General features: G+C 48.2%; 25 protein-coding genes and 1 tRNA gene. 2 read left to right on the top strand and 24 right to left on the bottom strand.

Going from position 1 to position 25,222, the window contains the following annotated elements; all coding sequences use genetic code 11:
- Window positions 1-136 precede the first annotated feature (136 nt).
- The 10 genes from KJS57_RS00210 to KJS57_RS00165 all read right to left on the bottom strand — a co-directional run bounded on the left by KJS57_RS00210 (window position 137) and on the right by KJS57_RS00165 (window position 10,836).
- Entirely contained in the window at window positions 137-1,234 is a 1,098-nt protein-coding gene (locus KJS57_RS00210) for an LCP family protein (RefSeq protein ID WP_211025816.1), read from the bottom strand.
- Window positions 1,235-1,501: 267 nt separating this feature from the next.
- Window positions 1,502-2,545, bottom strand: coding sequence for an ABC transporter ATP-binding protein (locus KJS57_RS00205; protein WP_213653305.1), 1,044 nt, complete (start codon window positions 2,543-2,545; stop codon window positions 1,502-1,504).
- Window positions 2,542-3,576: an ABC transporter ATP-binding protein gene (locus KJS57_RS00200; RefSeq protein WP_213653304.1), complete on the bottom strand. Its 1,035-nt coding sequence runs from the start codon at window positions 3,574-3,576 to the stop codon at window positions 2,542-2,544. The genes KJS57_RS00205 and KJS57_RS00200 overlap by 4 nt, the downstream gene beginning before the upstream one ends.
- Window positions 3,543-4,562 (bottom strand): ABC transporter permease, encoded by a 1,020-nt coding sequence (locus tag KJS57_RS00195; RefSeq protein ID WP_244861326.1) that lies wholly within the window; start codon window positions 4,560-4,562, stop codon window positions 3,543-3,545. The genes KJS57_RS00200 and KJS57_RS00195 overlap by 34 nt, the downstream gene beginning before the upstream one ends.
- Window positions 4,559-5,530 carry an ABC transporter permease gene (locus tag KJS57_RS00190; RefSeq protein ID WP_213653303.1) on the bottom strand — a complete coding sequence of 324 codons (972 nt, stop codon included), beginning with the start codon at window positions 5,528-5,530 and terminating at the stop codon, window positions 4,559-4,561. Before KJS57_RS00190 ends, KJS57_RS00195 begins: the two co-directional genes overlap by 4 nt.
- 121 nt (window positions 5,531-5,651) lie before the next feature.
- A complete protein-coding gene (locus KJS57_RS00185; RefSeq protein ID WP_211025808.1) occupies window positions 5,652-7,394 on the bottom strand; it encodes an ABC transporter substrate-binding protein in 1,743 nt (580 codons plus the stop codon).
- Window positions 7,395-8,069: 675 nt separating this feature from the next.
- Window positions 8,070-8,339 (bottom strand): 30S ribosomal protein S18, encoded by a 270-nt coding sequence (rpsR, locus tag KJS57_RS00180; protein ID WP_211025806.1) that lies wholly within the window; start codon window positions 8,337-8,339, stop codon window positions 8,070-8,072.
- A 21-nt stretch (window positions 8,340-8,360) separates the two neighbouring features.
- Window positions 8,361-8,852, bottom strand: a complete 492-nt coding sequence (ssb, locus tag KJS57_RS00175) for a single-stranded DNA-binding protein (RefSeq protein ID WP_211025804.1) — start codon at window positions 8,850-8,852, stop codon at window positions 8,361-8,363.
- 45 nt (window positions 8,853-8,897) lie between these two features.
- A complete protein-coding gene (gene rpsF / locus KJS57_RS00170) occupies window positions 8,898-9,182 on the bottom strand; it encodes a 30S ribosomal protein S6 (RefSeq protein WP_211025802.1) in 285 nt (94 codons plus the stop codon).
- Window positions 9,183-9,324: 142 nt separating this feature from the next.
- The gene (locus KJS57_RS00165; RefSeq protein ID WP_213653302.1) at window positions 9,325-10,836 is read right to left on the bottom strand and encodes an RCC1 domain-containing protein; all 1,512 of its coding nucleotides are present in this window, start codon (window positions 10,834-10,836) and stop codon (window positions 9,325-9,327) included.
- A gap of 129 nt (window positions 10,837-10,965) precedes the next feature.
- On the opposite strand from KJS57_RS00165, the gene KJS57_RS00160 reads away from it, so the two are divergent.
- Complete coding sequence (locus KJS57_RS00160; protein WP_211025798.1) at window positions 10,966-11,163, top strand: YjzC family protein; 198 nt, start codon at window positions 10,966-10,968, stop codon at window positions 11,161-11,163.
- Window positions 11,164-11,552: 389 nt separating this feature from the next.
- On the opposite strand, the gene KJS57_RS00155 is transcribed toward KJS57_RS00160, so the two are convergent.
- From KJS57_RS00155 to KJS57_RS00140, 4 genes are all read right to left on the bottom strand, one after another.
- Window positions 11,553-11,643 (bottom strand) — tRNA-Ser (locus KJS57_RS00155).
- A 164-nt stretch (window positions 11,644-11,807) separates the two neighbouring features.
- Complete coding sequence (locus tag KJS57_RS00150) at window positions 11,808-12,044, bottom strand: DUF951 domain-containing protein (protein ID WP_213653301.1); 237 nt, start codon at window positions 12,042-12,044, stop codon at window positions 11,808-11,810.
- A 52-nt stretch (window positions 12,045-12,096) separates the two neighbouring features.
- Window positions 12,097-13,002, bottom strand: a complete 906-nt coding sequence (locus KJS57_RS00145) for a mechanosensitive ion channel family protein (RefSeq protein WP_213653300.1) — start codon at window positions 13,000-13,002, stop codon at window positions 12,097-12,099.
- Window positions 12,999-13,247 (bottom strand): putative Se/S carrier protein, encoded by a 249-nt coding sequence (locus KJS57_RS00140; RefSeq protein ID WP_211025834.1) that lies wholly within the window; start codon window positions 13,245-13,247, stop codon window positions 12,999-13,001. The genes KJS57_RS00145 and KJS57_RS00140 overlap by 4 nt, the downstream gene beginning before the upstream one ends.
- A gap of 151 nt (window positions 13,248-13,398) precedes the next feature.
- On the opposite strand from KJS57_RS00140, the gene yyaC reads away from it, so the two are divergent.
- Window positions 13,399-14,010, top strand: coding sequence for a spore protease YyaC (yyaC, locus tag KJS57_RS00135; protein WP_211025832.1), 612 nt, complete (start codon window positions 13,399-13,401; stop codon window positions 14,008-14,010).
- On the opposite strand, the gene KJS57_RS00130 is transcribed toward yyaC, so the two are convergent.
- From KJS57_RS00130 to KJS57_RS00085, 10 genes are all read right to left on the bottom strand, one after another.
- Window positions 13,982-14,482, bottom strand: coding sequence for a DUF4446 family protein (locus tag KJS57_RS00130; protein WP_211025793.1), 501 nt, complete (start codon window positions 14,480-14,482; stop codon window positions 13,982-13,984). The two genes, yyaC and KJS57_RS00130, sit on opposite strands and share 29 nt — an antisense overlap.
- A 25-nt stretch (window positions 14,483-14,507) precedes the next feature.
- Complete coding sequence (locus KJS57_RS00125; protein ID WP_211025791.1) at window positions 14,508-15,662, bottom strand: aminotransferase class V-fold PLP-dependent enzyme; 1,155 nt, start codon at window positions 15,660-15,662, stop codon at window positions 14,508-14,510.
- 132 nt (window positions 15,663-15,794) lie between these two features.
- Window positions 15,795-16,634 carry a ParB/RepB/Spo0J family partition protein gene (locus tag KJS57_RS00120; protein WP_211025789.1) on the bottom strand — a complete coding sequence of 280 codons (840 nt, stop codon included), beginning with the start codon at window positions 16,632-16,634 and terminating at the stop codon, window positions 15,795-15,797.
- Window positions 16,627-17,388, bottom strand: coding sequence for a ParA family protein (locus KJS57_RS00115; protein WP_211025787.1), 762 nt, complete (start codon window positions 17,386-17,388; stop codon window positions 16,627-16,629). Before KJS57_RS00115 ends, KJS57_RS00120 begins: the two co-directional genes overlap by 8 nt.
- A 177-nt stretch (window positions 17,389-17,565) precedes the next feature.
- On the bottom strand, window positions 17,566-18,384 hold the full coding sequence (gene noc / locus KJS57_RS00110) for a nucleoid occlusion protein (protein WP_211025785.1): 819 nt from the start codon (window positions 18,382-18,384) through the stop codon (window positions 17,566-17,568).
- Window positions 18,385-18,787: 403 nt separating this feature from the next.
- Window positions 18,788-19,510 (bottom strand): 16S rRNA (guanine(527)-N(7))-methyltransferase RsmG, encoded by a 723-nt coding sequence (gene rsmG / locus KJS57_RS00105; RefSeq protein WP_213653299.1) that lies wholly within the window; start codon window positions 19,508-19,510, stop codon window positions 18,788-18,790.
- Window positions 19,511-19,514: 4 nt separating this feature from the next.
- Window positions 19,515-21,401: a tRNA uridine-5-carboxymethylaminomethyl(34) synthesis enzyme MnmG gene (gene mnmG / locus KJS57_RS00100; RefSeq protein WP_213653298.1), complete on the bottom strand. Its 1,887-nt coding sequence runs from the start codon at window positions 21,399-21,401 to the stop codon at window positions 19,515-19,517.
- Between the two features lie 150 nt (window positions 21,402-21,551).
- A complete protein-coding gene (gene mnmE, locus KJS57_RS00095) occupies window positions 21,552-22,931 on the bottom strand; it encodes a tRNA uridine-5-carboxymethylaminomethyl(34) synthesis GTPase MnmE (RefSeq protein ID WP_213653297.1) in 1,380 nt (459 codons plus the stop codon).
- A 655-nt stretch (window positions 22,932-23,586) separates the two neighbouring features.
- Window positions 23,587-24,312: an RNA-binding cell elongation regulator Jag/EloR gene (gene jag, locus KJS57_RS00090; RefSeq protein WP_211025777.1), complete on the bottom strand. Its 726-nt coding sequence runs from the start codon at window positions 24,310-24,312 to the stop codon at window positions 23,587-23,589.
- Window positions 24,309-25,196 carry a YidC/Oxa1 family membrane protein insertase gene (locus KJS57_RS00085; RefSeq protein WP_211025775.1) on the bottom strand — a complete coding sequence of 296 codons (888 nt, stop codon included), beginning with the start codon at window positions 25,194-25,196 and terminating at the stop codon, window positions 24,309-24,311. Before KJS57_RS00085 ends, jag begins: the two co-directional genes overlap by 4 nt.
- Between the last annotated feature and the right edge of the window lie 26 nt (window positions 25,197-25,222).

Raw genomic sequence — 25,222 nt, 5'->3', positions numbered from 1 at the left:
CTCCTCTACCTTGCTTATAAGCAATGCTATCGTTCTTCAAATGGCGCGAAATCGGCAGCCGGTAAACCGGACTGCCGAGGGATTCGCGGAATGTATGAATGCTGATTCGCAATGTTGAAAATGATATAAGTGCTGATTACTTCGCTTGAGCAGATGTTCCCGCAGATTCCTTCTCGTTCGTTTCCTTCGTCCCGTTCTCCGCCTCATCGGCAGCTTTTTCCCGGGCATCCGGCATCAGCAGCTGTTCCGTTTTAGTATCCGGATCCGTCCAATTAGTGATCAATTGCTTAGCAAATTCAAGATCTTCTTCATTGGCCGCGTCATAATATACCCCGTTCTTGCGGAAGCCTTCCCCCATAATGGTAAATCCGTTGATCGACGGGGCATCTCCCAGCAGAACTTTCTTTGAGAGGTCAATAATGTAACTTGGCATCATGTCGGTTTTAAAATTATCCCCCAGCATATCCATGAGATCGGGGATCTTCGAAACCTGGTCCAGCTTCAGCATCCGGTCCACGATGGCGCTTAGGAACACCTGATGCCGCTTCGTCCGGTTAAAGTCGCTATCCTCGCGATAGCGGGTGTAGTTTAATGCTTCCTGTCCGTCATACAGCGGCTTTCCAGCTTTGATCGTAAACTTCTCGTGATCCTTCTGCTTGTTGACGATATCTTTCGTAATCGGCAATTCGATTCCGCCGAGCGCATCGACTACTTCACGCAGTCCCTCGAAGTTGATGGCCGCATAATAATCGACCGGGCTGCCGAGAAAGTTCTCAACCGTGTCTTTGGCCATCTTTTCGCCGCCAAATGCATACGCATGATTAATTTTGTCTTCCTTATCCCTGCCGACGATTTCCGTGTACGTGTCCCGGGGAATCGAAACCAGCAATACCTTGGATTCCTCCGGCCGAACCACCGCGTAAATCATCGTATCCGAACGGGCCGGTTCATTCGCCCGCTGGTCCACCCCGAGCAGGAGCGCGCTGAACGGCTCCATCTTCTGCTCTTTGACGACCGGCTTCGGCTTCGCTTGCTCTCCTTCAAGCGGAGCATAGGACTTCTCCAGCTTCTTCTCGACCTGGCCGGAAAGGAATAAATCGAACGCCATGACGGCCAGCGGCTTGCGGAACAAATATCCCCCCGCTCCAAGAACGACAAGTGCCAGCAGCACAATTAGCGCCTTTTTGCCCCGGCTCCCTTTTTTCTTTACCCTTTTATCTCTTTGTTTCATCATATGCCTCCATCAGTGTTGATTATTTCTTATATAAGCATTCAGACGACGACTTTAATAACTAAATACCCTACCGTTTCGTACTATACCATATAGACGAATTTGGGCACAACAAAGTTACCTCCCCAAATATGGGTATAGGACGATAAATTCACCCTTTTTTGACTGTTTTGTGCACAACATTATTTTCTAATCTATTCCTTATATAACCATAAAAAAGGCTCGCCCCCAAGAATAGAGGACGAGCTTTGCTAAACTTTCTTGATTTAATTAATTTACGCCTCCGGAATCGCCCTTCACTAACGGAAAATGACAAGCAACCTGCCGGCCTGGCATAATCTCCTCCAGCAACGGCTCCACTTGGGAGCATTTTGCTTGCGCTAAAGGACAGCGCGTATGGAAACGGCAACCTGAAGGCGGATTGGCCGGTGACGGTACATCCCCCTGAAGGACGATCCGCTCCTGCCGACGACCCGGGGTCGGCTTTGGAATCGCCGATAACAGGGCTGCCGTGTAAGGATGCAGCGGTGCGGCAAACAGCGTTTCCGTTTCCCCCACTTCCACCAGCTTGCCCAGGTACATGACGCCGACCCGGTCGGAAATATGCCGGACCACGTTAAGACCGTGCGCGATGAACAAAAAGGTAAGGCCTAGCTCCTTTTGCAGCTTCATCAGCAGGTTGATGACCTGCGATTGAACGGAAACGTCCAACGCGGATACCGCTTCATCCGCCACAATGAATTGAGGATGCAGTGCAATTGCGCGTGCGATACCGATCCGCTGCCGCTGGCCGCCGGAAAATTCATGGGGGTACCGGTTACGGCGCGAGGCATCCAGACCTACCATCTCCATCAATTCGACAACCCGTTCATCGATTTCTTTCCCGGACATTTTCCGGTGAACGCGCAGCGGTTCCCCAATAATGTCCCTCACCAGAAACCGCGGATTCAACGACCCGAACGGATCCTGAAAAATAATCTGCATTTCCTCGCGAAGCTCACGCAGTTCCTTGCCGCCCATTTCGTGAATATTCCGTCCGTTAAAAATCACTTCACCTTCGGTCGCTCCCTGAAGACGAAGAATTACCCGTCCAAGCGTAGATTTGCCGCACCCCGATTCACCAACGAGTCCGAACGTCTCGCCCTTCCGGATCGTCAGGGACACGTCGTCCACCGCTTTGACCTGACCGACTACCCGGCTCAGCAATCCTTTATGAATCGGGAAATACTTCTTCAGGTTACGGACATCAATGATTACATCCTCCGTTGCCGCTTCACCTGTAGTTTGTTTATTGAGCGTGACTTTCGTACTCATGCGCGCTTCACCTCATCTCTTCCGCCTCTGCCATCAACGAGTGCCACAGGCCGATCTTCAAACAGCCAGCAGGCGGCCCGATGATCGTCCCCATCCCCGACCAAAAAGTCGAAGGGTTCCTTTTGGCGGCAAATATCCATGGCATGCGGACAACGCGGATGAAAACGGCACCCGTCAGGAAGTTGACCTATCGGCGGAATCGTTCCCCGGATCGTGTACAGCTCTCTGCCGCGCTCCCCTTCAAAACCGGGAATGGACTGCAGCAGACCCACGGTATACGGATGGCTCGGAGTGTTGAAGATATCCTCCACAGGACCTTCTTCTACAATCGCACCTGCATACATGACTGCTACGCGGTCTGCCATTTCCGCCGCAACCCCCATATCATGGGTGATGAGCAGGATAGACATGCCCAGCTCGGCCTGGAGTTTGCGGAGCAGGTCCAGAATCTGGGCCTGAACCGTCACGTCAAGCGCCGTAGTCGGCTCGTCGGCAATCAGCAATTCCGGTTTGCATGCCAGCGCAATCGCGATAACCACACGCTGGCACATCCCGCCGGAAAGTTCATGCGGGTACTGCTTTGCCCGAATTTCCGGGGCTGGAATGCCTACCGTACGCAGCATATCGACCGCGGCGTTCCAGGCCTTGTCGCCGCTCATGTTCTGGTGCAAGCGCAAGCTTTCCGCGATCTGTTCCCCGACCGTAAACACCGGGTTCAGCGAGGACATCGGATCCTGAAAAATCATGGCGATCCGGTTACCCCGGATATGGCGCATTTCTTCCTGGCTTTTTAAGGCCAGATCCTGTCCGTGGTACTCAATGCTTCCATCCGCAATCACTCCGCCGGCATAATCGATCAGCCGCATCACGGCGAGCGAAGTGACGCTCTTTCCGCTGCCGGATTCGCCGACCAGACAGACGGTCTGCCCTTGACGAATGGACAACGAAATCTCATCGGTTGCTTTGACCAGCCCTTTATCGGTTACGAATCCAACCGTCAGTTTCCGGATTTCGAGTAGTTTTTCCGCCATAACTTCAGCCTCCTCCGGGTTTTGCTCATGCTTTGCCGAGGATCAAGCGCATCCCTGATCCCGTCGCCGATAAAGTTGACCGCGAGCACAACTAACAATATACATAGACCTGGATATAAGGCCTGTAATTTATCAACCAGCATAAATTCCTGCGCATTGCTGAGCATGACTCCCCAGCTGGTTGCCGGAGCCTGGATGCCGAGCCCCAGAAAGGATAATGCCGATTCGCTCAAAATGGCGCTGCCCACCATCAAGGTAGCATTTACAATAATTGGAAAGCTCCCATTACGCAGCAAGTGACGGAAGATGATCCCCCAGTTAGAAACTCCGATTGCCCGGGCCGCCTCCACATACTGCATTTCCCTAAGCTGCAGGAAGTTCCCGCGTACTAGGCGCGCAATACTCATCCAACTCGTAAAGGCCAAAATCATAATCATATATTTGATTTCCGAGCTGAAAATCGCAAGTACAAGAATGTTCAGGAACAGGGTTGGTACCGAGTTCATGACGTCAACGAGTCTCATAAATATCGTATCAACCCATCCCCCGAAATAACCGGATACCGCTCCTACTATAGAACCGATAAAAACCGATGCAAACGCAACGGAAAATCCGATCAAAAGAGATATGCGAGCGCTATAAAGCAATCTGGTAAAAATATCACGGCCCAATTCGTCCGTACCCAGTAGATGTCCGTCCGTTCCTGGCTTCAAGTTTGCAAACATCATATCGATTCGTGATGGTTCGTACTTCGATATAAAAGGAGCCAATAAGGCCATCACTACAAAAAAGGTCAATACTACAAGCCCGGTCATTGCATAAGGATTTCGGGAAAATTTACTCCATAGCATTCTCCATGGACCCGGAGGCCTTTGGGAGAGGATTGCCGGCGAAGGATCGTAGGATTCCGGGGGAAGTCCGAATGGAGCGGCAACCAACGGATCCGTACCCGCTCCAGCAGATGTTTCGGCTTTCATATCACTCATGCTGATTTCCCCCCTTTGCCGCTGATTTTGACACGCGGGTCAACCACGGCATAAAGAATGTCGGCCAGCAGGTTCCCGATAATCACGATAACCGCTGTTACGATTGTAATCGCCATTAGTACGGAGTATTCGCGAGCCAAGGCATTCTCAACATAGAACCTACCCATACCCGGCCAGTTGAACACATTTTCCGTCAGCACCGCACCCGACACCAGAATCGGCAAATCGAGCCCAATGACGGTAATAACCGGAATTAAGGCATTACGAAGCGCATGCCGGAACACAACCTTACGCTCCTTGACCCCTTTGGCCCGTGCCGTACGGATATAATCCTGGTCAAGTACCTCCAGCATACTGGCACGTGCGTATTTCAAATAGGAAGCAAGGAAGCCTAAGGCAAGCACGGAGACCGGTAACACGAGATGCATGAACAAGTCGCCGATATCCCCTTCTTTGCCTCGGGAATGCATGTCCGAAAGCGGGAACCAATCGAGTTCCAACGACAGCCACTGCTGAAGCAGAATCCCGAACCAAAAACTCGGCATCGCAAAGCCTAAATAAGAAATAAAGGATGAGGTCTGGTCGGATAGACCATATTCTCTCGTACTATTATAAATTCCCCATGGAATTGCAATGATCAGGGAAACAAACCAGGCAGCTCCCATTAATATGAGCGTATTAGCCATCCGCGGCCAGAGCAGATCACCGACCGGAATGTGATTTTTGAAAGTGTAGCCCAAATCGCCTTTAAGCAGACCGCCCACCCATTTTATGTATTGAATCGGGATCGGCTTATCAAGCCCCATGTTTGCTTTTTGCTGTGCCATCGCTTCCGGCGACAAACCGGGCGCCAGCATGACCTGTGTAGGACCCCCAGGAGCCGCATGAATCAGAAGAAAAGTAGCGACAGTAATTAAAAAAATGACCAATACCGATTGCAACAGGCGACGGACCAGATATTCTGTCATTGTTCTATCCTCCTATAAATTGCAAGGTATAGAATCTCCGAATAATCCTCTTCCCCTAAAGGAGAAGGAGAAAGAGACATTCTCTTTCCCCTCCGGTGATTCTATTTCCTGTATCCGTTCCTTAGTCGGTTACCCACCATTTGATAGCGTGGAAGTATTGACCATATCCAAGCGATGGTTCAGGACGATCTTCTTCAGCCCAATGAACTCTTGGACCCGTACCGATAGCCTGACCATATTGATAGAGGAACACGTATGGCAGATCGGTCGAGATTTCCTTGGCCACTTCCTTGTAGATTTCTTTCCGTTCATTTTGATCAACGGTGGAATATCCGTCAATCCACAACTGGTCCAGCTTCTCATTCTTATACCAGCCGCTGTTTTGTCCAGCCGGCGGGAAGTATTTGGAGGAGAAGATGCTCTCCGAGTCCGGATCCGGCGTATTCAACGACCAAGCCAGCAGCAACGCCTGGTATTTGCCCGGTGTTACGTTTTGATCGATCCAGGCTGCGAAATCGATAGCCTTCGGTGTTGCTTCAATGCCTACATCTTTAAGGTTCTGTTGAATAACGGCCGCAACTTGTTCCCGGCGGCTGTTCCCCGCATTATATTGAAGCTCGAACGAGAAGCGATGTCCGTCCTTCTCAAGAATGCCGTCTTTACCGGCAACCCATCCGTCTTCAGCCAAGAGCTTCTTAGCTGTTTCCGCATTGTAATCATAGTTTACAGCCGCGTCTTTCGGGTCAGCCCATGTATCCGGCAGGAACGGAGCATTCATCAGCGCACCGACACCTTTAAGGATGTTATCGACCATTCCTTGACGGTTCAAAGCGTGAGCAATCGCCTGTCTTGTCTTTTGACCTTCGAACAATCCGTAATTGTCAGGGAAGTTCTTCGGATCAAAGTTGAAGTTGAGATATTCATACTGTGCACCCGGTTTTTCAATAATAGCGATTTTGTCGTTTCCTTTAACCGCTTCTACCTGGGTAACCGGAATTGCGCTGATATGGTCGGTGTCGCCTTTCAGCAAAGCTTGAACTTCTGTATTTTGATCGGCATAAATTTTATAAATTACTTGTGCGATATGCGGTTTGACTTCACCCCAGTAGTTCGGATCCGCATCCATCGTATGGCTCTCGCCTTGTTTCCATGCTGTCCATTTCCACGGCCCGTTCGTTACCGTTTTCGCCGGATCGGTACCATAGGCATTTTTTTGGAGTTCTGTGACAGGGATATCTTTCAATACATGAGCCGGTATCAATTCTACTACTAACGAGTACTGGAATGGTGCGTATATTTGCTTCAGTGTGATACTTACGGTTTTGTCATCCACTTTCTCAATTTTATCTACTTTATCCATAAGGCTTATGCCAGGAGCACCTGCTTCCGGATTCCGGATCGTATCGATCGTAAAGATAATATCGTCCGCCGTTACCGGTTGGCCGTCGCTCCATTTAGCCGAATCTTTCAATTTAACAGTGTATGTCTTTCCGTCTTCAGATACCTTAGGGGCTTCAGCTGCAAGCGACCACGGTTCTGCAGTTACATTTCCTTCACGGTTCAAATCATACAGTTTGGCGAACAGAAATTGAGCCACATCGCCTGAGGAAGTATCATTAATAAATACAGGATTAAGACTTACAATATCGGAGAATGTACTAAGCGTAATCGTTCCGCCGTCAACCGGCTGGTCGGCCGCAGGAGGCGCCTCTGTCTGTGTGTCATTTTCTTTATTGGTGTTATTCTCTGTAGCGGGCGGGGTAGATGTAGAAGCATTGTTATTGGTACTGCACCCGGTAAATAAAATACCAACCAGAGATACTATAAGCAGAACAGACCACCAATTCATCCTTTTTAACTTCATACCAAGACTCCTCCTTCAGAATATGTAGCTGACATTTTATAAAGCCGTCATTCAGGAAATCCGTAAAGCGCTTTCTTTCTATAATCCCCCCTTGTTCCTTACGAATCTGTGTTCTTTATATAACTTTCGCCACGGGTTGGTACCTCGATTTTCTACACAAAATCGAACCTTACCTTAAGCGTAGTTGCCAATGAAAGGAGTATTGCTACAGCAGGAATAAATGAGATCATTACGATTGTTGGTTTCTTGGTTTCATGAATTTAATAGGCAATCGATGTCAGGTCTTGGAAGTATAGCTTGAGAACATGCGGTGAATTCAAAATAGTTTGATTTGGTATCTTGTTAAGGACCAGCATTCAACTATATCTATGAGGAAGTATACAAAAGAAGATTAAACATAGTATAAAACTTATGTTAATGAGATAAAGCGTCAAAGCGTCAATATAAACCACTGGTTAATAAGGTGTTGAGAAACCCCGTAAAGACTGGGGAAAATCCCCAACTTGATTATTGTAAATAATACATGTTAATTAACCTTACGTCAATATCTTTTTAGGCTATTTTTTACCTGCTTTTAGCATGACAGAATTCGTCAAATCTAGGGATTTCACTCTCATTTAGAACAAAAAAACAGCCGGATCCATGAGGATTCGGCTGTCTCTTTCATACCGCCAATTACTCCGTAGTGTACGGAAGCAAAGCGATTTGACGGGAGCGTTTGATTGCAACAGTCAAAAGACGTTGGTATTTAGCGCTCGTACCTGTTACACGACGTGGCAAAATTTTGCCGCGCTCACTGATGAATTTCTTCAACAGTTCAGTATCTTTATAGTCAATGTGAGTAATCTTGTTCACAGTGAAGAAGCACACTTTACGACGTTTGTTACGGCCGCCGCGGCGAGCCGGTCTCTTGTCGTCTCCGCCTTCTCTTTGTTTGAAGCTCATGCTATTCAGTCCTTTCCGTAATTAAAATGGCAAATCATCATCCGAAATATCGATCGGCTTCCCGTCATCGGAGAAAGGATCATTTTGATTGCCGCGCGAGAAATTGTTGCTGCGACCGGTGTTGCCACCGCCACTGCCACTACCTCCAAATGGAGTCTCCTCACGTTGTCCTCCGCCACCTGCTCCGCCTTCGCGGTTCGACTCCAAGAAACGGACATTATCGGCAATGACTTCGGTGACGTAAACACGTTTACCTTCGTTATTTTCGTAATTCCGTACTTGAATACGTCCTTCCACAGCCGTCAGACGACCTTTGCGCAAATAGTTTGCGCACGTCTCGGCGAGCTGTCTCCAGGTTACGACCGGAATAAAATCCGCTTCGCGTTCTCCGCCTTGCGAGGTAAAGGGTCTGTCCACGGCAATCGTGAACTGAGTGACCGCTACACCGGATGGCGTATAACGCAGCTCCGGATCCTTGGTAAGACGTCCGATCAGAATGACACGGTTCAACAATCAAATCCCCTCCTTCGGGCTTCTTGTTTTACAAAACTTGAAGAATTAGGCTACGTCTTTTGTAATGAGATAACGGATAACCTCGTCGGAAATCTTCAGAATCCGCTCAAGCTCAGCAACTACATCAGGAGTAGCTGTAAAGTTGACGAGTACGTATACTCCGTCACGGATCTTGTTAATCTCATACGCAAGCCGGCGTTTGCCCATTACATCATGCTTCGTAATTTCTCCGCCGTTCTGGATGATGCCTTGGAATTTTTCGACTACAGCTTGAACAGCTTCTTGTTCAAGGTCAGGACGAATAATGTACATCACTTCGTATTTGCGCATCTGGTTCACCTCCTTGTGGACTATGGCCCCCAACTTGTTCCTCTTGGGAGCAAGGAACGAGTCTAAACTCGCACCATAGTAGTATATCAAATCGGGAACCGCGGCGCAAGAACCCAAAATATGTTGCTCGTAGTTTCTTAAGTTACTTTACTTTGACTCCCATACCTTGTTGTCCAAAAGCATTGTCATATCCGCTAACCCATAGCTTTCCGCCGCTGATCCAAAAGATATTCCGGCTCGTATTTTCAATAAAGCTTACGTTTTTATTCAAGTCTCCGAGGCGCGGATAAGTATTGAAGGTCAGCAATTCCTTGTTTTGGGTCAGCAGCAGGACGCCGTTTACCGTTAATGACACCGAGGTGTAATTCAGCTTCTTGCCGGCCGCACTCCAGCCTGTTTCTTTATTGTATCTAAGCGCCATATTCGTAAGATTCGTAGGTTTAACCAGTTTGGCGGGAACCTTCTGTCCAAGCTGTCTTGCCGAATTGTCCCCATATCCCCACAACTCGCCTTTTTTGTCTATGGCAATGATATATTCATCATTCGTATTGGCGGCATCGAACTTTTGGATATCCTTGAACCCGGCGATTTGCTCGGCTTTGGTCGTCTGCCCTTCTACAATGGCATTATTCCAACCCCATAGGGTGCCGTCCTTCTTTAAAGCGTAGCCTTTATGATTGCTCATGGATACCGCCACTGCGTCCTGGATTAATATTTTTCTGTAATGATTATGTACGAATTCTCGCGCATCCTCATTAGCCCAACCAACTCCGCCCATTTGATAAACGTTCCCGGCCTTTGTCAGAAGAGCAACCCCCCGATTAAATGCGTTCATATCGGCAATCGGCTCATCAATCAATGTGATCTTGATCGGTACCCCGGTAACGGTCTTTATGCCGAGATCCTTCAGGTCTCCCCAACCGTATAATTCTCCGTCCGTTGTAATATATAAGGAGAATTTATCCCCTGCTTCAATCTTCCGGATTTTTGGGTTGGTGGTAATGAGCGTTGGCGGAAGCACCGGCATTTCGCTCTCGTTGATTTCGTGGTTCGTGTTCTTCCCCCATCCATAAAGTTGGCCTTCCTTTCCAAGCGCCAAGGTATGGACTTCACTGGCGGCAACGGACACGGGTGAGGCTACAACTTTCAGCTGGGTTGGCTCTTTGAAGACGGTAGCTTGCGATCCGACTCCGTATTGTTCAAATTTAATGGGCACGGGTTCCTGGTAGCCCTCGCGATACTTTTCATATCGGCTTGGCGTTTCGTAACGATCCCGGTAGTCCGGCAAAGATGTCGCAGCCTGCGCGCCACCCGGTACAGTCACATAAACTCCTATGCCGTAATTGTATTTGGAGAACCTGGATTCCTTGAATACCTCTTCTTTAAAAGCAGGCGTGACCAGGTGATAATAACCGTCTTTATTTACCTTTACTGTAGCGGAGAAAAAGGCCTTCTCATCTTCGTCCCTCAACTCGATACTCAAAGATGAAGCTTTAGCCAATCCTTCAACCAGGATGGAGTTATCTTCATTTCGCTGGGTGAATATTTCAATCCATTCTCCAAGAGCCTTCACCGGGCTAACCGATATAGGCATTAGTGGAATAACGAGCGCCATGATGACCATTATGATCAATCCCCTCATACGCCTTGCCATCTTCAATCATCCTCTCTGCCATGTTTATGTATGTAAATAATTATCGGCTCTGACTTGTACATGATTAAGTCCGCATTACAAACACTATGTCTGATTCCCCTCTTCGGGGCAGAAAGGAGGAACAATAAAATGGGCGAGCAAACCGAATTCGAACCGGGCGACAAAGCGCCGAACCCGGGCATTTATGTTGAAGTCAGCGAGGCGCGCAGCTTCCATACCCAAATTCAGAACCCCAAACGGGTTACCTTGGAGCGTGGAGAGACGTTTCCTGAGACCACGAATAAGGACAGAAAGTGGAAAAAGGCCGAAAAAGCGCGTGTACACTAATGTTTTTGCCGGATAGCTGAAATTTTAAAAAATTCGTGTATAGAACCCTGCATCCTGCACATAATACAATCAGACGGCGTTGCCAAGAGAGGTGTGGTTCCGTTGGAGGTATCAGCGAGCAACATTACTCAGGAGTCTTATTCACTACGATTTAGAAGCCAAGATCTCGGGTTAGTGAAGACCCCTCTTCTTTAGTCCGGGTTGCCAAAGCAAACATCGACCGTTTCTTAGGTTGTGAGACAAGAATTCCAAATAAGCTCGCCGTCGACCAGAAAAAGGACCCGCAAGGGTCCTTTTCGGTTTGATTAGAAACTAAGTTTGGATGATGTGCCAATAAAACAAAAAAACCTTCCGTGTATTCACACGAAAGGTTTGATCATTCAAGTTAATGGCGGAGAGGGTGGGATTCGAACCCACGCACGCCTTGCGACGCCTAATTGATTTCGAGTCAACCCCCTTGGGCCTCTTGGGTACCTCTCCATTTAACAAGCAAGAATGATTGTACCATGCTTTTTTTCAAAATGCAATACTTTCTCTTTATGATGGGAATTGATCGGCGAAAAGCTGCCGGAGGGCCCCATCTTCAAGGGTTTATTCACCTGAAATCGAAGCCCTCTCCTCTTCCAGCTTCGCGCTTTACAGGGCTAATTGAGAGCCCCTCCCGCCCCATCGTTTTGACCTGAATCCTCGGAGGCTGATCGCAGCACTTTGCGCATGTTTTTTTCAAATTTTGCCCGCGGGACGAGCACACTGTGCTTGCAGCCTACGCATTTGATTCGGATATCCATGCCCATCCGGATAATCTCCATCTCATTGCTGCCGCAAGGATGGTTCTTCTTCATTAATACTACATCGCCCAATTGAAAAGATTTCCGTTCCATTTGTCCCCCTCCTGCACTTTAACCCGATTCCTTTGCGATATAAGCCTCCAGATCAACCTGGCTGGCCATCCTGCTGTTTCTGGGCTTCAGCAGCCAATCTGAGCGCCTCTTCTTCCTCCAGCGCCTCTTTGGCGTACATTTGAATCTCACGCTCCACATTAGCCCTTACGCCCGGCAGACACTCTACGGCAACCCTGACGACATACTCGCTGGCCGTAAGCGATTGTACGCCCATGATACTCGGAACCTGAGTGATATCCCCGCTGCTTTCCGATAAGTCCAGCATCGCCTTTTTCAGCAGGTTCAGAGTGTCTTCCAGTTTTCTCGTATTGCTGAACGGAAGATCTACGACCGCTAAGGCATTCCCCAACGAATAGTTGGTTACGTTCGTAATCATCCCGTTGGGAATGATATGAACTTCACCGGTCCAGCTAACCAGCCGGGTTGAGCGCAGGCCGATAATCTCCACCGTTCCTTTTAACGTTCCCGTTTGGATGACATCGCCCACTGCAAACTGATCCTCCAAAATAATAAAAAAGCCGGTAATCACATCTTTCACCAAACTTTGTGCGCCAAACCCGATGGCCAGACCCAGCACGCCGGCTCCCGCCAGCAGCGGACCCAGTTTCACTCCAATCTCGCCCATAATCAGCATCAGCATAATAAAATTGCTTGTAATGGAAGTTACATTCTTAAGCAGTTCCCCGACCGTAATGAATCTGCGGGGGTTTACCTGCAGACGGCCTTTTTCCCGCCGTTCGAGAGATCTATCAATCACCTTATATATTATCTTTACAAATAAACGGGTCAACAAAAAGATGATGATGATTCGAATCGCCGAGAACACAAAGGCCTGCCACATATCCATATCTGTAAACCAATTCCACATCTTATCTTTCCAGGTTATCGCCTGTTCAATGACACCCCCCGGCGTTTCTACGCTCAACCATCGTTTCATCCTGTCCCCTCCTCAAGTCCGATTTGCTCATAGCCTGCTGCCTGACGGAAAAAGATTCCTCGTATTTCCACCGATTCCTGAAGGACGATCTCTCTTACTATCGCAAGAGACTCCTGCGGAAACTGAATGGATAATGCACAGCCTGCCGTGATTTCCTTAGGAGTCGGGCATAAATCAATCTCCACTTCTGCGTATTCCAGCAGCATTTCGGCCCGCAGTGCTTGCTGCGTCGAGTCGAATGCCATTACCAGCCAATCCTCCAACTCCTATCTCTCCCCTTTCTGCGACTATAGTCCGAGTATATAACTTCAGAAATTTCCATATACTATCTACTAATATCCGAAAGCAGTGCCTTAGCAGGCCATCTCAATGCACCATTTAGGAAAGGAAGATTATATGTCGCAAATTCAACCTACGGTTCCGGGACAAGATATTCCTTATTTAAAAATACCTCACACCGAGCCCGGCATTCACTCCGCTATTATTCATCGTCTGCTTCTGCATTTCGCCAAAGTATCTCCCGGTCAAGAGCTGGTCATCGTATGCATCGGAACCGACCGTTCTACCGGGGATTGCTTGGGACCGCTTGTAGGTACAGCACTTTCCAAGCTGAATCATCGCGGCCATTTTCACCTCTATGGAACATTGGAAGAACCTGTTCATGCCATGAATTTAAAAGAAACGCTTAATAAAATCAATCAGTCTTTTATCAATCCCTTCATTGTCGGGATCGATGCCTGCTTAGGACAAACTACCAGTGTCGGTTCGATCCAGGTCGTGCAAGGACCTCTCCGCCCCGGTGCAGGCGTAAATAAAGAATTGCCGCCGGTCGGCGATATCCATGTAACGGGGATCGTCAATGTCGGCGGCTTTATGGAATATTTTGTGTTGCAAAATACGCGTCTTAGTCTCGTCATGCGGTTATCGGAAATCATTTCCAGCAGCGTTTATACGGCTATTAAAGAATGGAATCGCGGCTTTATTCCCCTAGTCCGGCGAGAGCAATAGCTTCGACCTCTTCCGATGAAAGTGCATGCGGCGACTCTCCTCCGGTCAGGGGCTTGGCGTACACATACGATCCATCCCGGCTATATAGTCCGGTAATGACTACGCCATTCTTCATATCGTCCACGAAAGCCACGGAAAAACTCAAGTCATTGCCGCGTTCGCCAAAGGCATTGTAGCGTTTGATTCCAACCTTTGCCTTTTGTTTGGGGAGCAATGTCTTCACTCTATCAAGCTCTTGTTGCTGCTCTGACTGAATGTCTTCAATTTTCCCTTGCTGATTCTTCAAGTCGATCAGTAAACCTTCCAGATCCTCAATACCGGTACCTTGCATCATTTGTTCATATCTGCGGCGGACCTTTCTAAGCTTCCCGCCTTGTATGAAATTCCAGATTAGCAGCCATAACGTCAAAACCGCCAATCCACCGACAATCCAAGCCAACTGATCAATAATGAGTTCATTCCACTCCCGCATGCATGCTCTCCCCTATGTGTAAATATCACTTTGCGATGTATTGTATAGCTGCAATAAGGGCGTCAATATCCCCCTCCGTTGTAGCGTAACCTACACTTGCCCTAACGGCTCCGCCAGCCGACGTCCCTGCCGTCATATGCCCCAGAGGAGTACAATGATACCCGGCTCTTACGGCAATACCGAATTTACGGTCCAATTGAAAAGCTACGCTGGATGCATCCTGATCCTCAACTGTAAAAGCAACAATGCCGGTTCTTGGTTTGCCGGGTTCCGGTCCAAGCAGCGTTACCTTTTTAATTTTCCCTAATTCGGTCATTATATTTTGCGTCAATTGCCACTCGTGACTATAGATCTGCTCGACTCCAATTTCCAACACCTGATTTACCCCGGCGCCCAACCCGGCAATTCCTACGGCATTCAGCGTCCCGGCTTCATATCGGTCCGGCCGGACCAGCGGCATTTCCAAAGCTTCCGACTGACTTCCGGTTCCTCCATGCAACAGCGGCTCCAGATCCACATTCGGGTGGATATACAGACCGCCTGTTCCTTGCGGACCTAATAAGCTTTTGTGACCAGGAAACGCTAAAAGATCAATTCCCATTGAACTTACATCTACGGGGTACCGCCCGGCTGTTTGAGCTGCATCAACGAGAATGAGGGCTCCATGTTCATGTGCAATTCGGCTCATTTCTCCGACCGGAAGAATACTCCCAAGTAAATTCGAGCTATGAGCACATACTAGTAATTTCGTCTCTGGTCTAAAAGCTCGCTCCAATTCCGCTAGATCCAGCTCCCCCTCCGAATTCAGAGCGAGATAATCCACCTGAATCCCTTGAGTTCTCTTCAAATATTCCAATGGCCTTCTGACCGAATTATGCTCTACCATCGTCGCAATCACGTGATCTCCCGGCTTCAGACAGCCTTTAATCGCCAAGTTCAGAGCTTCCGTCGTATTGGAGGTGAACACAATATCATTCGGGTTATCAATATGAAACAGGTTGGCAAGCCGTACTCGGGTTTGAAATATAGTGCGAGCTGCCTTTAACGCCATGCCATAGCTTCCTCGTCCGGAGTTCGCAGATGGCCCGTTAAGGATTTCCATCATCGCCTCTCCTACACCCGCCGGTTTCGGCCAGGAGGTAGCGGCATGGTCCAAATAAATTACCGATTGCTGCTTCATACTGATTACCCTCTTTCTCCATCCGGCAACCTTTTTTTCTCCCTAGAATACAATGACATACCCAACTTCCCGAGGAAAGGACAGGCCTCTCTTACCCCACAGGATAGCCGGGTATGTCATGTCAGTTCATTGTCAATTCAACAAATCGAGCAAGCGCTGCAAATCCTGTTTGCTGTAAAAGTTGATTTCAATTTTTCCTTTTTCCTTAGTTGCCTTAATCTTAACTGTTGTCTTGTAACGCTCCCGCAGGTTTTCTTCCACTTCGTCCATATAGGGGTCGCGCTTCTTGTTTACGAGTTTGGCTTTGTCCTGTTTGCTCCGGTCCAATTGCTTTACCGCATCCTCCAGGTCGCGCACGCTCCACTCATGATCGATGCATTGCTTAGCCAGCTGTTTAATCTTTCCAGCGTCCTTCAATCCGACCAAGGCTCTTGCATGCCCCATAGATAATGTTCCACGTGAAACATAATCCTTCACTTCCTCTGGAAGCGACAGCAATCTCAGAAAGTTTGCAATATGGGAACGGGACTTCCCTACCTTTAAGGAAAGTTCTTCCTGCGTTAATTGGAATTGATCCATCAAGCCTTGATAGGCCACAGCGATTTCCATGGCGTTCAAGTTTTCCCGCTGCAGGTTTTCAATGAGTGCGATTTCCATGACCTGCTGGTCAGAGAAAGCTCTTACTACCGCAGGGATCGTTGTATTTCCACAAAATTGCGAGGCGCGAAAACGTCGCTCCCCGGCAATGATTTCATACCCCTTCAATACACTGCGTACAATAATTGGTTGGATTACGCCGTGCTGACGAATCGATTCCGCTAATTCCCGGATAGCTTCTTCGTCAAAGGTTTTTCTTGGCTGGTAAGGATTAGCACGAAGCTGCTTCAATGGAATCTCAATCACCTTATCGTCTTCCTGAACCGAAAGCGACGGGATCAATGCATCCAAGCCCTTCCCCAAACGTTTATTCATAGGAAACCACTTCCTTTGCCAACTCTAGATACACTTCGGCGCCCTTCGATTTGGGATCATACGTTATGATGGACTGACCGTGAGAAGGCGCTTCGCTAAGTCTAACATTCCGTGGTATAACCGTTCTATAAACTTTTTGCTGGAAATACTTCTTCACTTCTTCAATGACTTGAATACCAAGATTTGTACGGGCATCAAACATCGTCAGCAATACCCCTTCTATCTGCAAAGAAGTGTTCAAGTGTTTTTGAACAAGACGTACCGTATTCAGTAACTGGCTCAATCCTTCCAATGCATAATATTCGCACTGAATTGGAATGAGTACCGAATCCGCAGCCGTCAAAGAATTTATCGTCAAAATACCGAGCGACGGCGGGCAGTCAATCAAAATATAATCATACATATGTTTAACCTGCTGCAGCGATTTCTTTAATCTCACTTCACGCGAGATCGTAGGAACCAATTCAATCTCGGCCCCTGCCAGTTGAATCGTTGCAGGAATGATGTTCAATCCATCAATATCGGTCGGAGCGATCGCTTCTTTCGGATCCACCTCATTGATCAACACATCATAAATACAGTTGGCTACATCTGCTTTATTAATGCCTACGCCACTTGTTGTGTTTCCTTGCGGGTCGATATCAATAAGGAGAACTTTCTTACCTATTGATGCAAGTCCAGCTCCCAAATTGACGGAAGTCGTCGTTTTTCCGACGCCCCCTTTTTGGTTAGCAATGGCAATTATTTTAGACAATCCATTTCACCTCAATATAATAGAAGAATCTTCTTGTAGATTATAAAAATATGCAAGTATTCACCAAGTTGTTGCTACAAAAAGACCACAGTGCTCCTGGCGACTTACGTCTTACGGCTCGATTTCAAAAAAGAAACTGACCTCGGACCTTTCGGTTATGGCCAGTGGATAAGGACATTATCTTTTTGGAATTTGAATAACGATTTCGTAATGATCCTCATGATCCTTTTCCGCCGTTTTAATAGCGAGTCCGGAACCGGAGACCATATCAATGGATTGGCGAATCGTGTTTAACGCGAGTCTCACGTCTTTAGTGAAGGAAATACGCTTCGAGGCCTTTTTGTTCTTGGCAACCTCTTTATAGAATGCAATCCGCGCTTCCGTCTGTTTTACATTTAATTCCTTGGTTATGACTTCTTCCAGCACTTTAAGCTGCAATTCTTCGGAATCCAGCGAAAGTAATGCCCGTGCGTGGCGCTCCGTAATCTTCCGTTCCATTAATGCCGTCTTTACGGTTTCAGGAAGCTGAAGAAGTCTGATTTTGTTGGCAATCGTAGACTGGCTTTTCCCGAGTCTTTGAGCCAGGCTCTCCTGGGTCAGCTGATGCAAATCGATCAGGTTCTGATAGGCCAGCGCTTCTTCAATCGCAGTAAGTCCTTCGCGTTGCAAGTTTTCAATCAGTGCAATGGAAGCGGCTTGGGAATCATTAAAATCCCGCACAATAGCCGGAATCGTATCCATGCCCAGCTTCTTAACCGCACGCCAGCGGCGCTCCCCGGCGATGATCTCATACTTGTCATTTCTGAAGCGGACAACGATCGGCTGAATAACACCGTGAGTACGGATCGTTTGGCAGAGCTCATCAATTTTCTCATCATCAAAAATAGTGCGGGGTTGATAAGGACTCCCTACTATATCCCCAACCGGGATTTGCTTAACTTCATCACCGTTCGATCGTTCGGTTAAACCAAACAATTTAGAAAATTGTTCTTTCATTCCGCAGATTACCACCTAATTTCATAGTGACATAAGGCATACCTTATAAGCACATTTTCTTCCAAATGAAAATGCGATTGAAACCGGGCAAATACACCCATCCTAAGGCAAGACTCCCTATGTATAAACGATATCTTGAAGCAAATACAACCCCAGGACAACGATTGTGCAAAAAGGTAAATTCTCACCTTTTGGCTATTGCATGAGTTAGGATTAGCCAATGTTGAAGCAAATGCCCCGACAATAATTAGCGATATATCTATTCTACCACTTTTTCCTCTATAATCCTATTCTCTTATAAATGAATTTTAAGATAAACAAGCTTGCCTTTATGACAAAAAAAAGCCCCCTGGCAAAGTTGTTTCACGTGGAACAATTTGCTAGGAGGTTGGTTCATTCAATATTATAAAATTGGCGATTTTAAAGGAGTGCCCGCTTTGCGGGGATACTTCTTAGGCGTCGGTCCGGTTTTGCTAACCCAAATAATATGGCGCTCCGAATTTTCCATCGGAAGAGAAAAATGATGACTATCCTTCAGCTTTCCTCTTAGCTCCGATAAACTCTTCGCCGATTCCCGTACCTCTTCTGCAGGATCACTGCCCTTCATTGCAGCGAAAGTGCCGCCCGGTTTGGCAAAAGGAAGACAAAATTCGTTTAGTACAGCCATGCGAGCTACCGCTCGTGCCGTTACCAGATCGAATGAATCACGCAACCCTTCGTTACGTGCCATATCCTCCGCCCTGCCGTGAAGAAGTTCCACATCTTTCAAACCCAGCTTATCAGCAACATTTTGCAAGAAGAGGATTCGTTTATTTAAAGAGTCGACAATAGTTAATTTCAGATGCGGAAAGCATATTTTTAAAGGTATTCCCGGAAAGCCTGCTCCCGATCCTATATCCGCCAAGCTATGAATCTGATCCATCTTTAAATAGAAGGAAAGCGTTACTGAATCATAGAAATGTTTGATATAAACCTGATCCCGTTCCGTAATGCCGGTTAAGTTCATTTTTTCGTTCCAGGATACCAGTTCCTCATAATAAGTCTCGAATTGTTGCATCTGCTCGGGAGACAAGACGATGTTCTGTTTGCTCAACAAGTCATGAAATTGAGTTTGTATTGAATCCAAGGTCTTATCCTCCTGCCGCAGTTACCCGATTATAGTGTTCCAAGTATACCAATAAAATGGAAATATCCGCAGGAGTAACCCCGCCTATACGCGAAGCCTGCCCGATTGAGATCGGACGAATCTTGGCGAGTTTTTGACGAGCTTCCATCGCCAGTCCCTGAATCTCTTCATATTTAATATTTGTAGGGATTTTTTTCTTTTCCATTTTTTGTAATTTCTCAACATGAAGCAATTGCTTCTCAATGTAGCCTGCATATTTGATCTGAATTTCGACTTGCTCCTTCATTTCCTCATCCAATTCCAAGTCGGAAGGATACGAGTTACCCACATGTGTATAACTTACTTCGGGGCGGCGCAAAATCGTCAACAGGTTGCTGCCGTCTTGAATCGGCGCTGAGCCGATCGACTCCAACAGAGGATTAATCTCCGATGGACGTACTTTCGTTTCCCGCAACCGCTCAATTTCGCGTTCCACCTTTTCCCTTTTATCAAGAAATTGGTTGTAACGTTCCTGCGTAATCAGGCCAATTTCATACCCGATCGGCGTCAGACGCAAATCGGCATTATCATGGCGAAGCAAGAGCCGATATTCGGCGCGGGAAGTGAGCAAACGGTACGGTTCATTGGTCCCTTTGGTTACCAAATCATCGATGAGAACACCGATATACCCCTGCGAACGGTCCAGAATGACCGGTTCTTTACCCTGTACCTTGCGCGCAGCATTGATTCCGGCCATGATTCCTTGTCCCGCCGCTTCCTCGTAACCGGATGTTCCGTTAATTTGTCCCGCCGTAAAAAGGCCGGGAAGACGCTTGGTCTCCAGCGATGGCCATAGCTGAGTCGGTACGACCGCATCATATTCGATGGCATAGCCGTTCCGCATAATTTCCGCATTTTGCAGGCCGGGAACGGAGCGCAGCATTTTCAACTGAACATCCTCAGGCATACTGGTTGAAAAGCCCTGTACATAGTACTCCGAAGTATTCTTGCCCTCCGGCTCGAGGAAAATCTGGTGCTTCGGCTTATCGGCAAAACGGACAATTTTGTCCTCTATGGAAGGACAGTAGCGAGGTCCCGTCCCTTCAATTACCCCGGAGAACATCGGTGCCCGATGGAGATTTGCATTAATAATGTCATGCGTCTCCGTAGATGTATAGGTCAGCCAGCAAGGCAATTGCTCATTGTCCGAGCTCTTTGTCTCATAAGAGAAGAACTTCGGCTTATCATCGCCGGGCTGAATTTCCGTTTGCGAAAAATCAATGCTGTCCTTATGCACCCGCGGTGGGGTACCTGTCTTGAACCGAACCAAATCAAAGCCCAGTTCCTTCAAGTTTTGAGACAGCTTCACGGAAGGCTGTTGATTGTTAGGACCGCTCTCATACATGAGCTCGCCCATAATAATTTTACCGCGCAAATAGGTTCCAGTCGTCAACACTACGGCTTTTGCCCGGTATTCCGCACCCGTTTGGGCAACAACACCGACGCATTTTCCGTTCTCCACGATCAGTTCTTCAACCATTCCCTGACGCATAGTCAGGTTCGGTTCCTTCTCCATCGCTTCTTTCATTGTATGCTGGTATGAAAATTTATCCGCTTGAGCCCGCAAAGCGTGTACCGCCGGGCCTTTACCGGTATTCAACATCCGCATTTGGATAAAAGTTTTGTCTATATTGCGGCCCATCTCTCCGCCTAGCGCATCAACCTCGCGCACAACATGGCCCTTTGCCGGGCCGCCAATCGAAGGATTGCACGGCATAAAGGCGACCATGTCCAAATTAATCGTAATCATCAGCGTACGGCAACCCATCCGAGCCGCCGCCAGCGCGGACTCACAGCCCGCATGCCCTGCTCCGACTACGATTACGTCATAGCTTCCGGCATCATATCCCATCGAATCAACCTCCTAAGTTTTTTTACTTTACCAATAGATAAGAAGATGGACTCGCCTCTGCACAGTCCTCTCCATTTAATTAAAATTTAATGCATTAATTGGATCCCCATCATCATACCACGATCTCCGGATTGGAATAGCTCCAAACCTTTATTTTCCTAAGCAGAATTGTGAAAATATTTGGTCGATCAGCGCATCTGGTGCCGAATCGCCAATAACTTCGCCTAACTGCTCCCAGGCCAGCCTTACATCGATTTGCATGATATCAATCGGTATGCCGCTATCTGCAGCATCATAAGCTTCAGCCAGTGACTGTTTCGCCTTTTTGAGCAGGGCGATATGACGCACATTGCTCACATAAGTTAAATCCCCGGACTCCAGCTTACCGCCAAAGAAGAGTTGGGATATAGCATCTTCCAGATGGTCCAATCCCTCCTGCGTTTTTGCGGACAATTCGACGATTGCATTTTCCGGGAAATAAAGTGCTACTTTCCCTCTGTCCAGCTGCTGTGGTAGGTCGATTTTGTTCAAAAGCACCAGCGTTGGACGACCGCTTAGTTGCTCCATCAGCTTTATTTCATCTTCATGAAGCGGCTCGGAGCTGTTCAGCACCAGGAGGATGAGATCCGCCTCCAGGACCGCCGCTTTCGAGCGCTCTACTCCGATCCGTTCAACGACATCCATCGTTTCACGGATTCCTGCCGTATCGAGCAGCTTCAATGGAATATTGTTAATCGTCACGTATTCTTCGATCACGTCGCGCGTCGTACCGGGAATATCGGTAACGATCGCTTTATTTTCCCGGGCCAAGGCGTTCAACAGCGAGGATTTGCCCACATTCGGCCGCCCTACTATAGCTGTCGTGATGCCTTCCCGTAATATTTTTCCCTGATTCGCCGTTTTCAAAAGGGTCTCGATTCCCTCGGTTACCTCCGTGCATTTGTTCTTAATGAATTCGGTGGTCATCGACTCCACGTCATGCTCCGGATAATCGATGTTCACCTCGATATGGGCAAGCGTCTCTACCAGGGAATGCCGCAGGGTGTTTATTTTACGCGACAAGTCCCCTTCCACTTGCTTTAGCGCCACCGAGAAAGCCCGGTCCGATTTCGACCGGATCAAGTCAATGACAGCCTCCGCCTGAGACAAGTCGATCCGTCCGTTCAAGAAGGCGCGTTTCGTGAATTCCCCTGGCTCCGCCAAACGGATATCCCGCTGCTGCAGCAGTAAATCCATCACGCGTTTCACGGAAATAATGCCCCCGTGCGTACTGATTTCCACTACATCCTCCGTGGTAAAGGAACGGGGAGCCCGAAACAGCGATACGAGAACCTCCTCCAGCTTCTCGCCCGTTTCCGGATCTATGATGAATCCGTAATGCACCGTATGGCTTTCAGCCTCCGGCAATGCAATTTTGGAACGGAACAACCGTCCCACTTCGGCAATCGCCTCGGGTCCGCTGACCCGGATCACGGCAATTCCGCTCTCGCCTACCGCGGTTGAAATCGCGGCGATCGTATCGCTAAGCATATATTGTCACCTCGAATATTAAAATTAATAGTGAATCCTGGCCGCTCCGCAATCCGTTTGATCCTCCGATTGCTGTTGCAGCCAGATTATTTCGATTATATAACACCCTAAGGGTCTTAATCCGGCTGCAAAGGCGAACGCTGACGCTTCCCGAATTTAAACGGCCTTGCTCCTCTAACGATTCACCCGCAAAAAGTCTCGCTCCAGTCTAGCGTATTCCCAAAGGGAACAGCGCCTCATTAATCACAAGTAGCAGATATAACCGCAACCAATAGCGCCTTACTCCAATGCAGGAGTTCTTAAAGTATAGCGTACCCCGAAGGGGCGACAAGCGGCTCATTCCGCCAAAGTCCTCCCGGGTGCTTCGAAAGCAGCAGTGCCTCCAAAAACCAGGTAATTCGGGGTCGCCAAAAATAAGACGTACCCGAAGGGGGAAAAGCGTGCCTCGCACCAAACCCAAGCGCATCCCCGAAGGGGACAGCGGACAAGGGAGCATCTCTCCATCTCCCACGTTCCTCCAGTTTGCGGGTGATCCCCTAGGGCAGCGTGCCCTCGGGGGGCCCTCCCTTACGGTAAGGGAGGGTTTGGGAGGGTTGAGATATAAAAGAAACGCAATGACATTTGCCGGGGCAAAACGCCATTGCGTCTTCATTCATCATTTACTCTGCTTCAGTGTAATAATGACCCGACGGTTAGGCTCCTCGCCTTTGCTGTAGGTCTTAACCTCCGGATGATCCTGAAGTTTGGAATGGATCACTTTACGTTCTTGCGGCGACATCGGCTCAAGGGCTACTTCCTTGCGAGTCCGAATGACCCGTCCCGCCAGTCTAACCGCCAGATCCTCTAAAGTCTTTCTCCGCCGTTCACGGAAGTTCTCCGCATCCAATACGATACGAATGAAGCTGTCCGAGTAACGATTGGCGATAATGTTGGCGAGATATTGCAACGAGTCGAGGGTTTGCCCTCTCCGGCCGATCAATACGCCAAGATCACTGCCTGAGATGTTCAGTACGGTGTTGTCCTTCTTATGGACAATTTCCACATCCACATGAAGGCCCATGTTCTCACCGACGTCCCTGATAAATGACGCCGCCACTTCATAAGGGTCCTGTCCGGCATTGGTATCCGCAGCTCCATGATCCTTATGGGTCACGGACGCACGTTCCTCCGAAGCGGTCCCTTGCGGCGCAGCCGATGGCTTGTCATCGGTCAGCAAAGTCAATTCGACTCTGGCTTCCTTGACGCCAATCAGGCCCAGGAATCCTTTTGATGGCTGCTCCAACACATTCACGGCAACTTGATCCTCGGTAGTGCCGAGCTTGGCCAATCCTTGTTTTACAGCTGCTTCAACGGTTTTTCCCGACGTCACTATGCTTCTCATTTCGATTTTTTGGCCTCCTTGGCACCTTTGCCGGGATGACCGGCTTTTAGATTCGAACCGCCCTTTTTCGATTTACCAGAGGTGCTTGAGCCAGTGCTGGCGACAGTAGTTGCAAGAACGGGTTCTTTCTTACGGTAAATAAAGTAGTTCTGACCAATCGTGTACAGGTTACTGAAAATCCAGTACAACGGAAGTGCGGCGGCAAAATTCATCGCCATGACAAAAATCAAAATCGGGTAAACGAACATCATAAACTGCATCGGACCCTGCATACCGCCCGGGTTCATGTTCGACATCATCTTGGTTTGAATGAATGTCGTCAATGCAGCAATGATCGGTAAAATGTACCATTTATCGGGTTCACCGAGCTGCAACCATAAGAAGGAATGATCACGGATCGCCGAGTTGTGATAAATTGAGTTATATAAAGCGATGAACACCGGCATTTGAATGATTAACGGGAAGCAACCGGCCATCGGATTTACCTTATTTTCCTGGAACAGCTTCATCGTTTCTTGCTGCTGTTTCTCCGGGTTATCCTTGTACATCTCTTTGATCTTCTGAATCTCAGGCTGAATCGCCTGCATCGCTTTCGAGCTCTTGACCTGTTTCAAGGTAAGCGGTAAAATCAACGTCCGAACGATCAGCACCATGACGAGAATGGCCAAACCGTATGCTCCGCCGAACCAATCCGCAAACGTATCCAAAGCAAGCGAGAAATAATAAACGACGTTTGCTGTCCACCAGGAACCGCTCTTCGCCATATCCTCAGTAGTGCTTGCGAAATTGCTGCTTTGCGTACCGCAGCCAGCCAGCAAAGTCATCAGGCCGATTGCGAGGATGAGGAGAAGCCATTTCCTTTTGTTATTCGTAATACGCGACACTTCAAAACCCCTCTCTTAAACCTATC

Source organism: Paenibacillus vini, from assembly GCF_018403325.1.
Lineage (GTDB): Bacteria > Bacillota > Bacilli > Paenibacillales > Paenibacillaceae > Fontibacillus > Fontibacillus vini.
The sequence above is the reverse complement of the archived record's forward strand: the minus strand, read 5'-3'. Positions and strand labels throughout refer to the sequence as shown.

Excerpts from the sequence above, each read along its gene's own strand:
- noc (WP_211025785.1), bottom strand. The coding sequence starts at position 18,384 with ATGAAAGAACAATTTTCTAAATTGTTTGGTTTAACCGAACGATCGAAC.
- rpsR (WP_211025806.1), bottom strand. The coding sequence starts at position 8,339 with ATGAGCTTCAAACAAAGAGAAGGCGGAGACGACAAGAGACCGGCTCGC.
- KJS57_RS00145 (WP_213653300.1), bottom strand. The coding sequence starts at position 13,002 with ATGAAACGATGGTTGAGCGTAGAAACGCCGGGGGGTGTCATTGAACAG.
- KJS57_RS00130 (WP_211025793.1), bottom strand. The coding sequence starts at position 14,482 with ATGCGGGAGTGGAATGAACTCATTATTGATCAGTTGGCTTGGATTGTC.
- KJS57_RS00190 (WP_213653303.1), bottom strand. The coding sequence starts at position 5,530 with ATGACAGAATATCTGGTCCGTCGCCTGTTGCAATCGGTATTGGTCATT.
- KJS57_RS00185 (WP_211025808.1), bottom strand. The coding sequence starts at position 7,394 with ATGAAGTTAAAAAGGATGAATTGGTGGTCTGTTCTGCTTATAGTATCT.
- KJS57_RS00165 (WP_213653302.1), bottom strand. The coding sequence starts at position 10,836 with ATGGCAAGGCGTATGAGGGGATTGATCATAATGGTCATCATGGCGCTC.
- KJS57_RS00205 (WP_213653305.1), bottom strand. The coding sequence starts at position 2,545 with ATGAGTACGAAAGTCACGCTCAATAAACAAACTACAGGTGAAGCGGCA.
- jag (WP_211025777.1), bottom strand. The coding sequence starts at position 24,312 with ATGAGAAGCATAGTGACGTCGGGAAAAACCGTTGAAGCAGCTGTAAAA.
- KJS57_RS00160 (WP_211025798.1), top strand. The coding sequence starts at position 10,966 with ATGGGCGAGCAAACCGAATTCGAACCGGGCGACAAAGCGCCGAACCCG.
- mnmE (WP_213653297.1), bottom strand. The coding sequence starts at position 22,931 with ATGCTTAGCGATACGATCGCCGCGATTTCAACCGCGGTAGGCGAGAGC.
- yyaC (WP_211025832.1), top strand. The coding sequence starts at position 13,399 with ATGTCGCAAATTCAACCTACGGTTCCGGGACAAGATATTCCTTATTTA.
- KJS57_RS00195 (WP_244861326.1), bottom strand. The coding sequence starts at position 4,562 with ATGAGTGATATGAAAGCCGAAACATCTGCTGGAGCGGGTACGGATCCG.
- KJS57_RS00210 (WP_211025816.1), bottom strand. The coding sequence starts at position 1,234 with ATGATGAAACAAAGAGATAAAAGGGTAAAGAAAAAAGGGAGCCGGGGC.
- rpsF (WP_211025802.1), bottom strand. The coding sequence starts at position 9,182 with ATGCGCAAATACGAAGTGATGTACATTATTCGTCCTGACCTTGAACAA.
- KJS57_RS00140 (WP_211025834.1), bottom strand. The coding sequence starts at position 13,247 with ATGGCATTCGACTCGACGCAGCAAGCACTGCGGGCCGAAATGCTGCTG.
- KJS57_RS00200 (WP_213653304.1), bottom strand. The coding sequence starts at position 3,576 with ATGGCGGAAAAACTACTCGAAATCCGGAAACTGACGGTTGGATTCGTA.
- mnmG (WP_213653298.1), bottom strand. The coding sequence starts at position 21,401 with ATGGGATATGATGCCGGAAGCTATGACGTAATCGTAGTCGGAGCAGGG.
- KJS57_RS00150 (WP_213653301.1), bottom strand. The coding sequence starts at position 12,044 with ATGGAACGGAAATCTTTTCAATTGGGCGATGTAGTATTAATGAAGAAG.
- KJS57_RS00125 (WP_211025791.1), bottom strand. The coding sequence starts at position 15,662 with ATGAAGCAGCAATCGGTAATTTATTTGGACCATGCCGCTACCTCCTGG.
- KJS57_RS00120 (WP_211025789.1), bottom strand. The coding sequence starts at position 16,634 with ATGAATAAACGTTTGGGGAAGGGCTTGGATGCATTGATCCCGTCGCTT.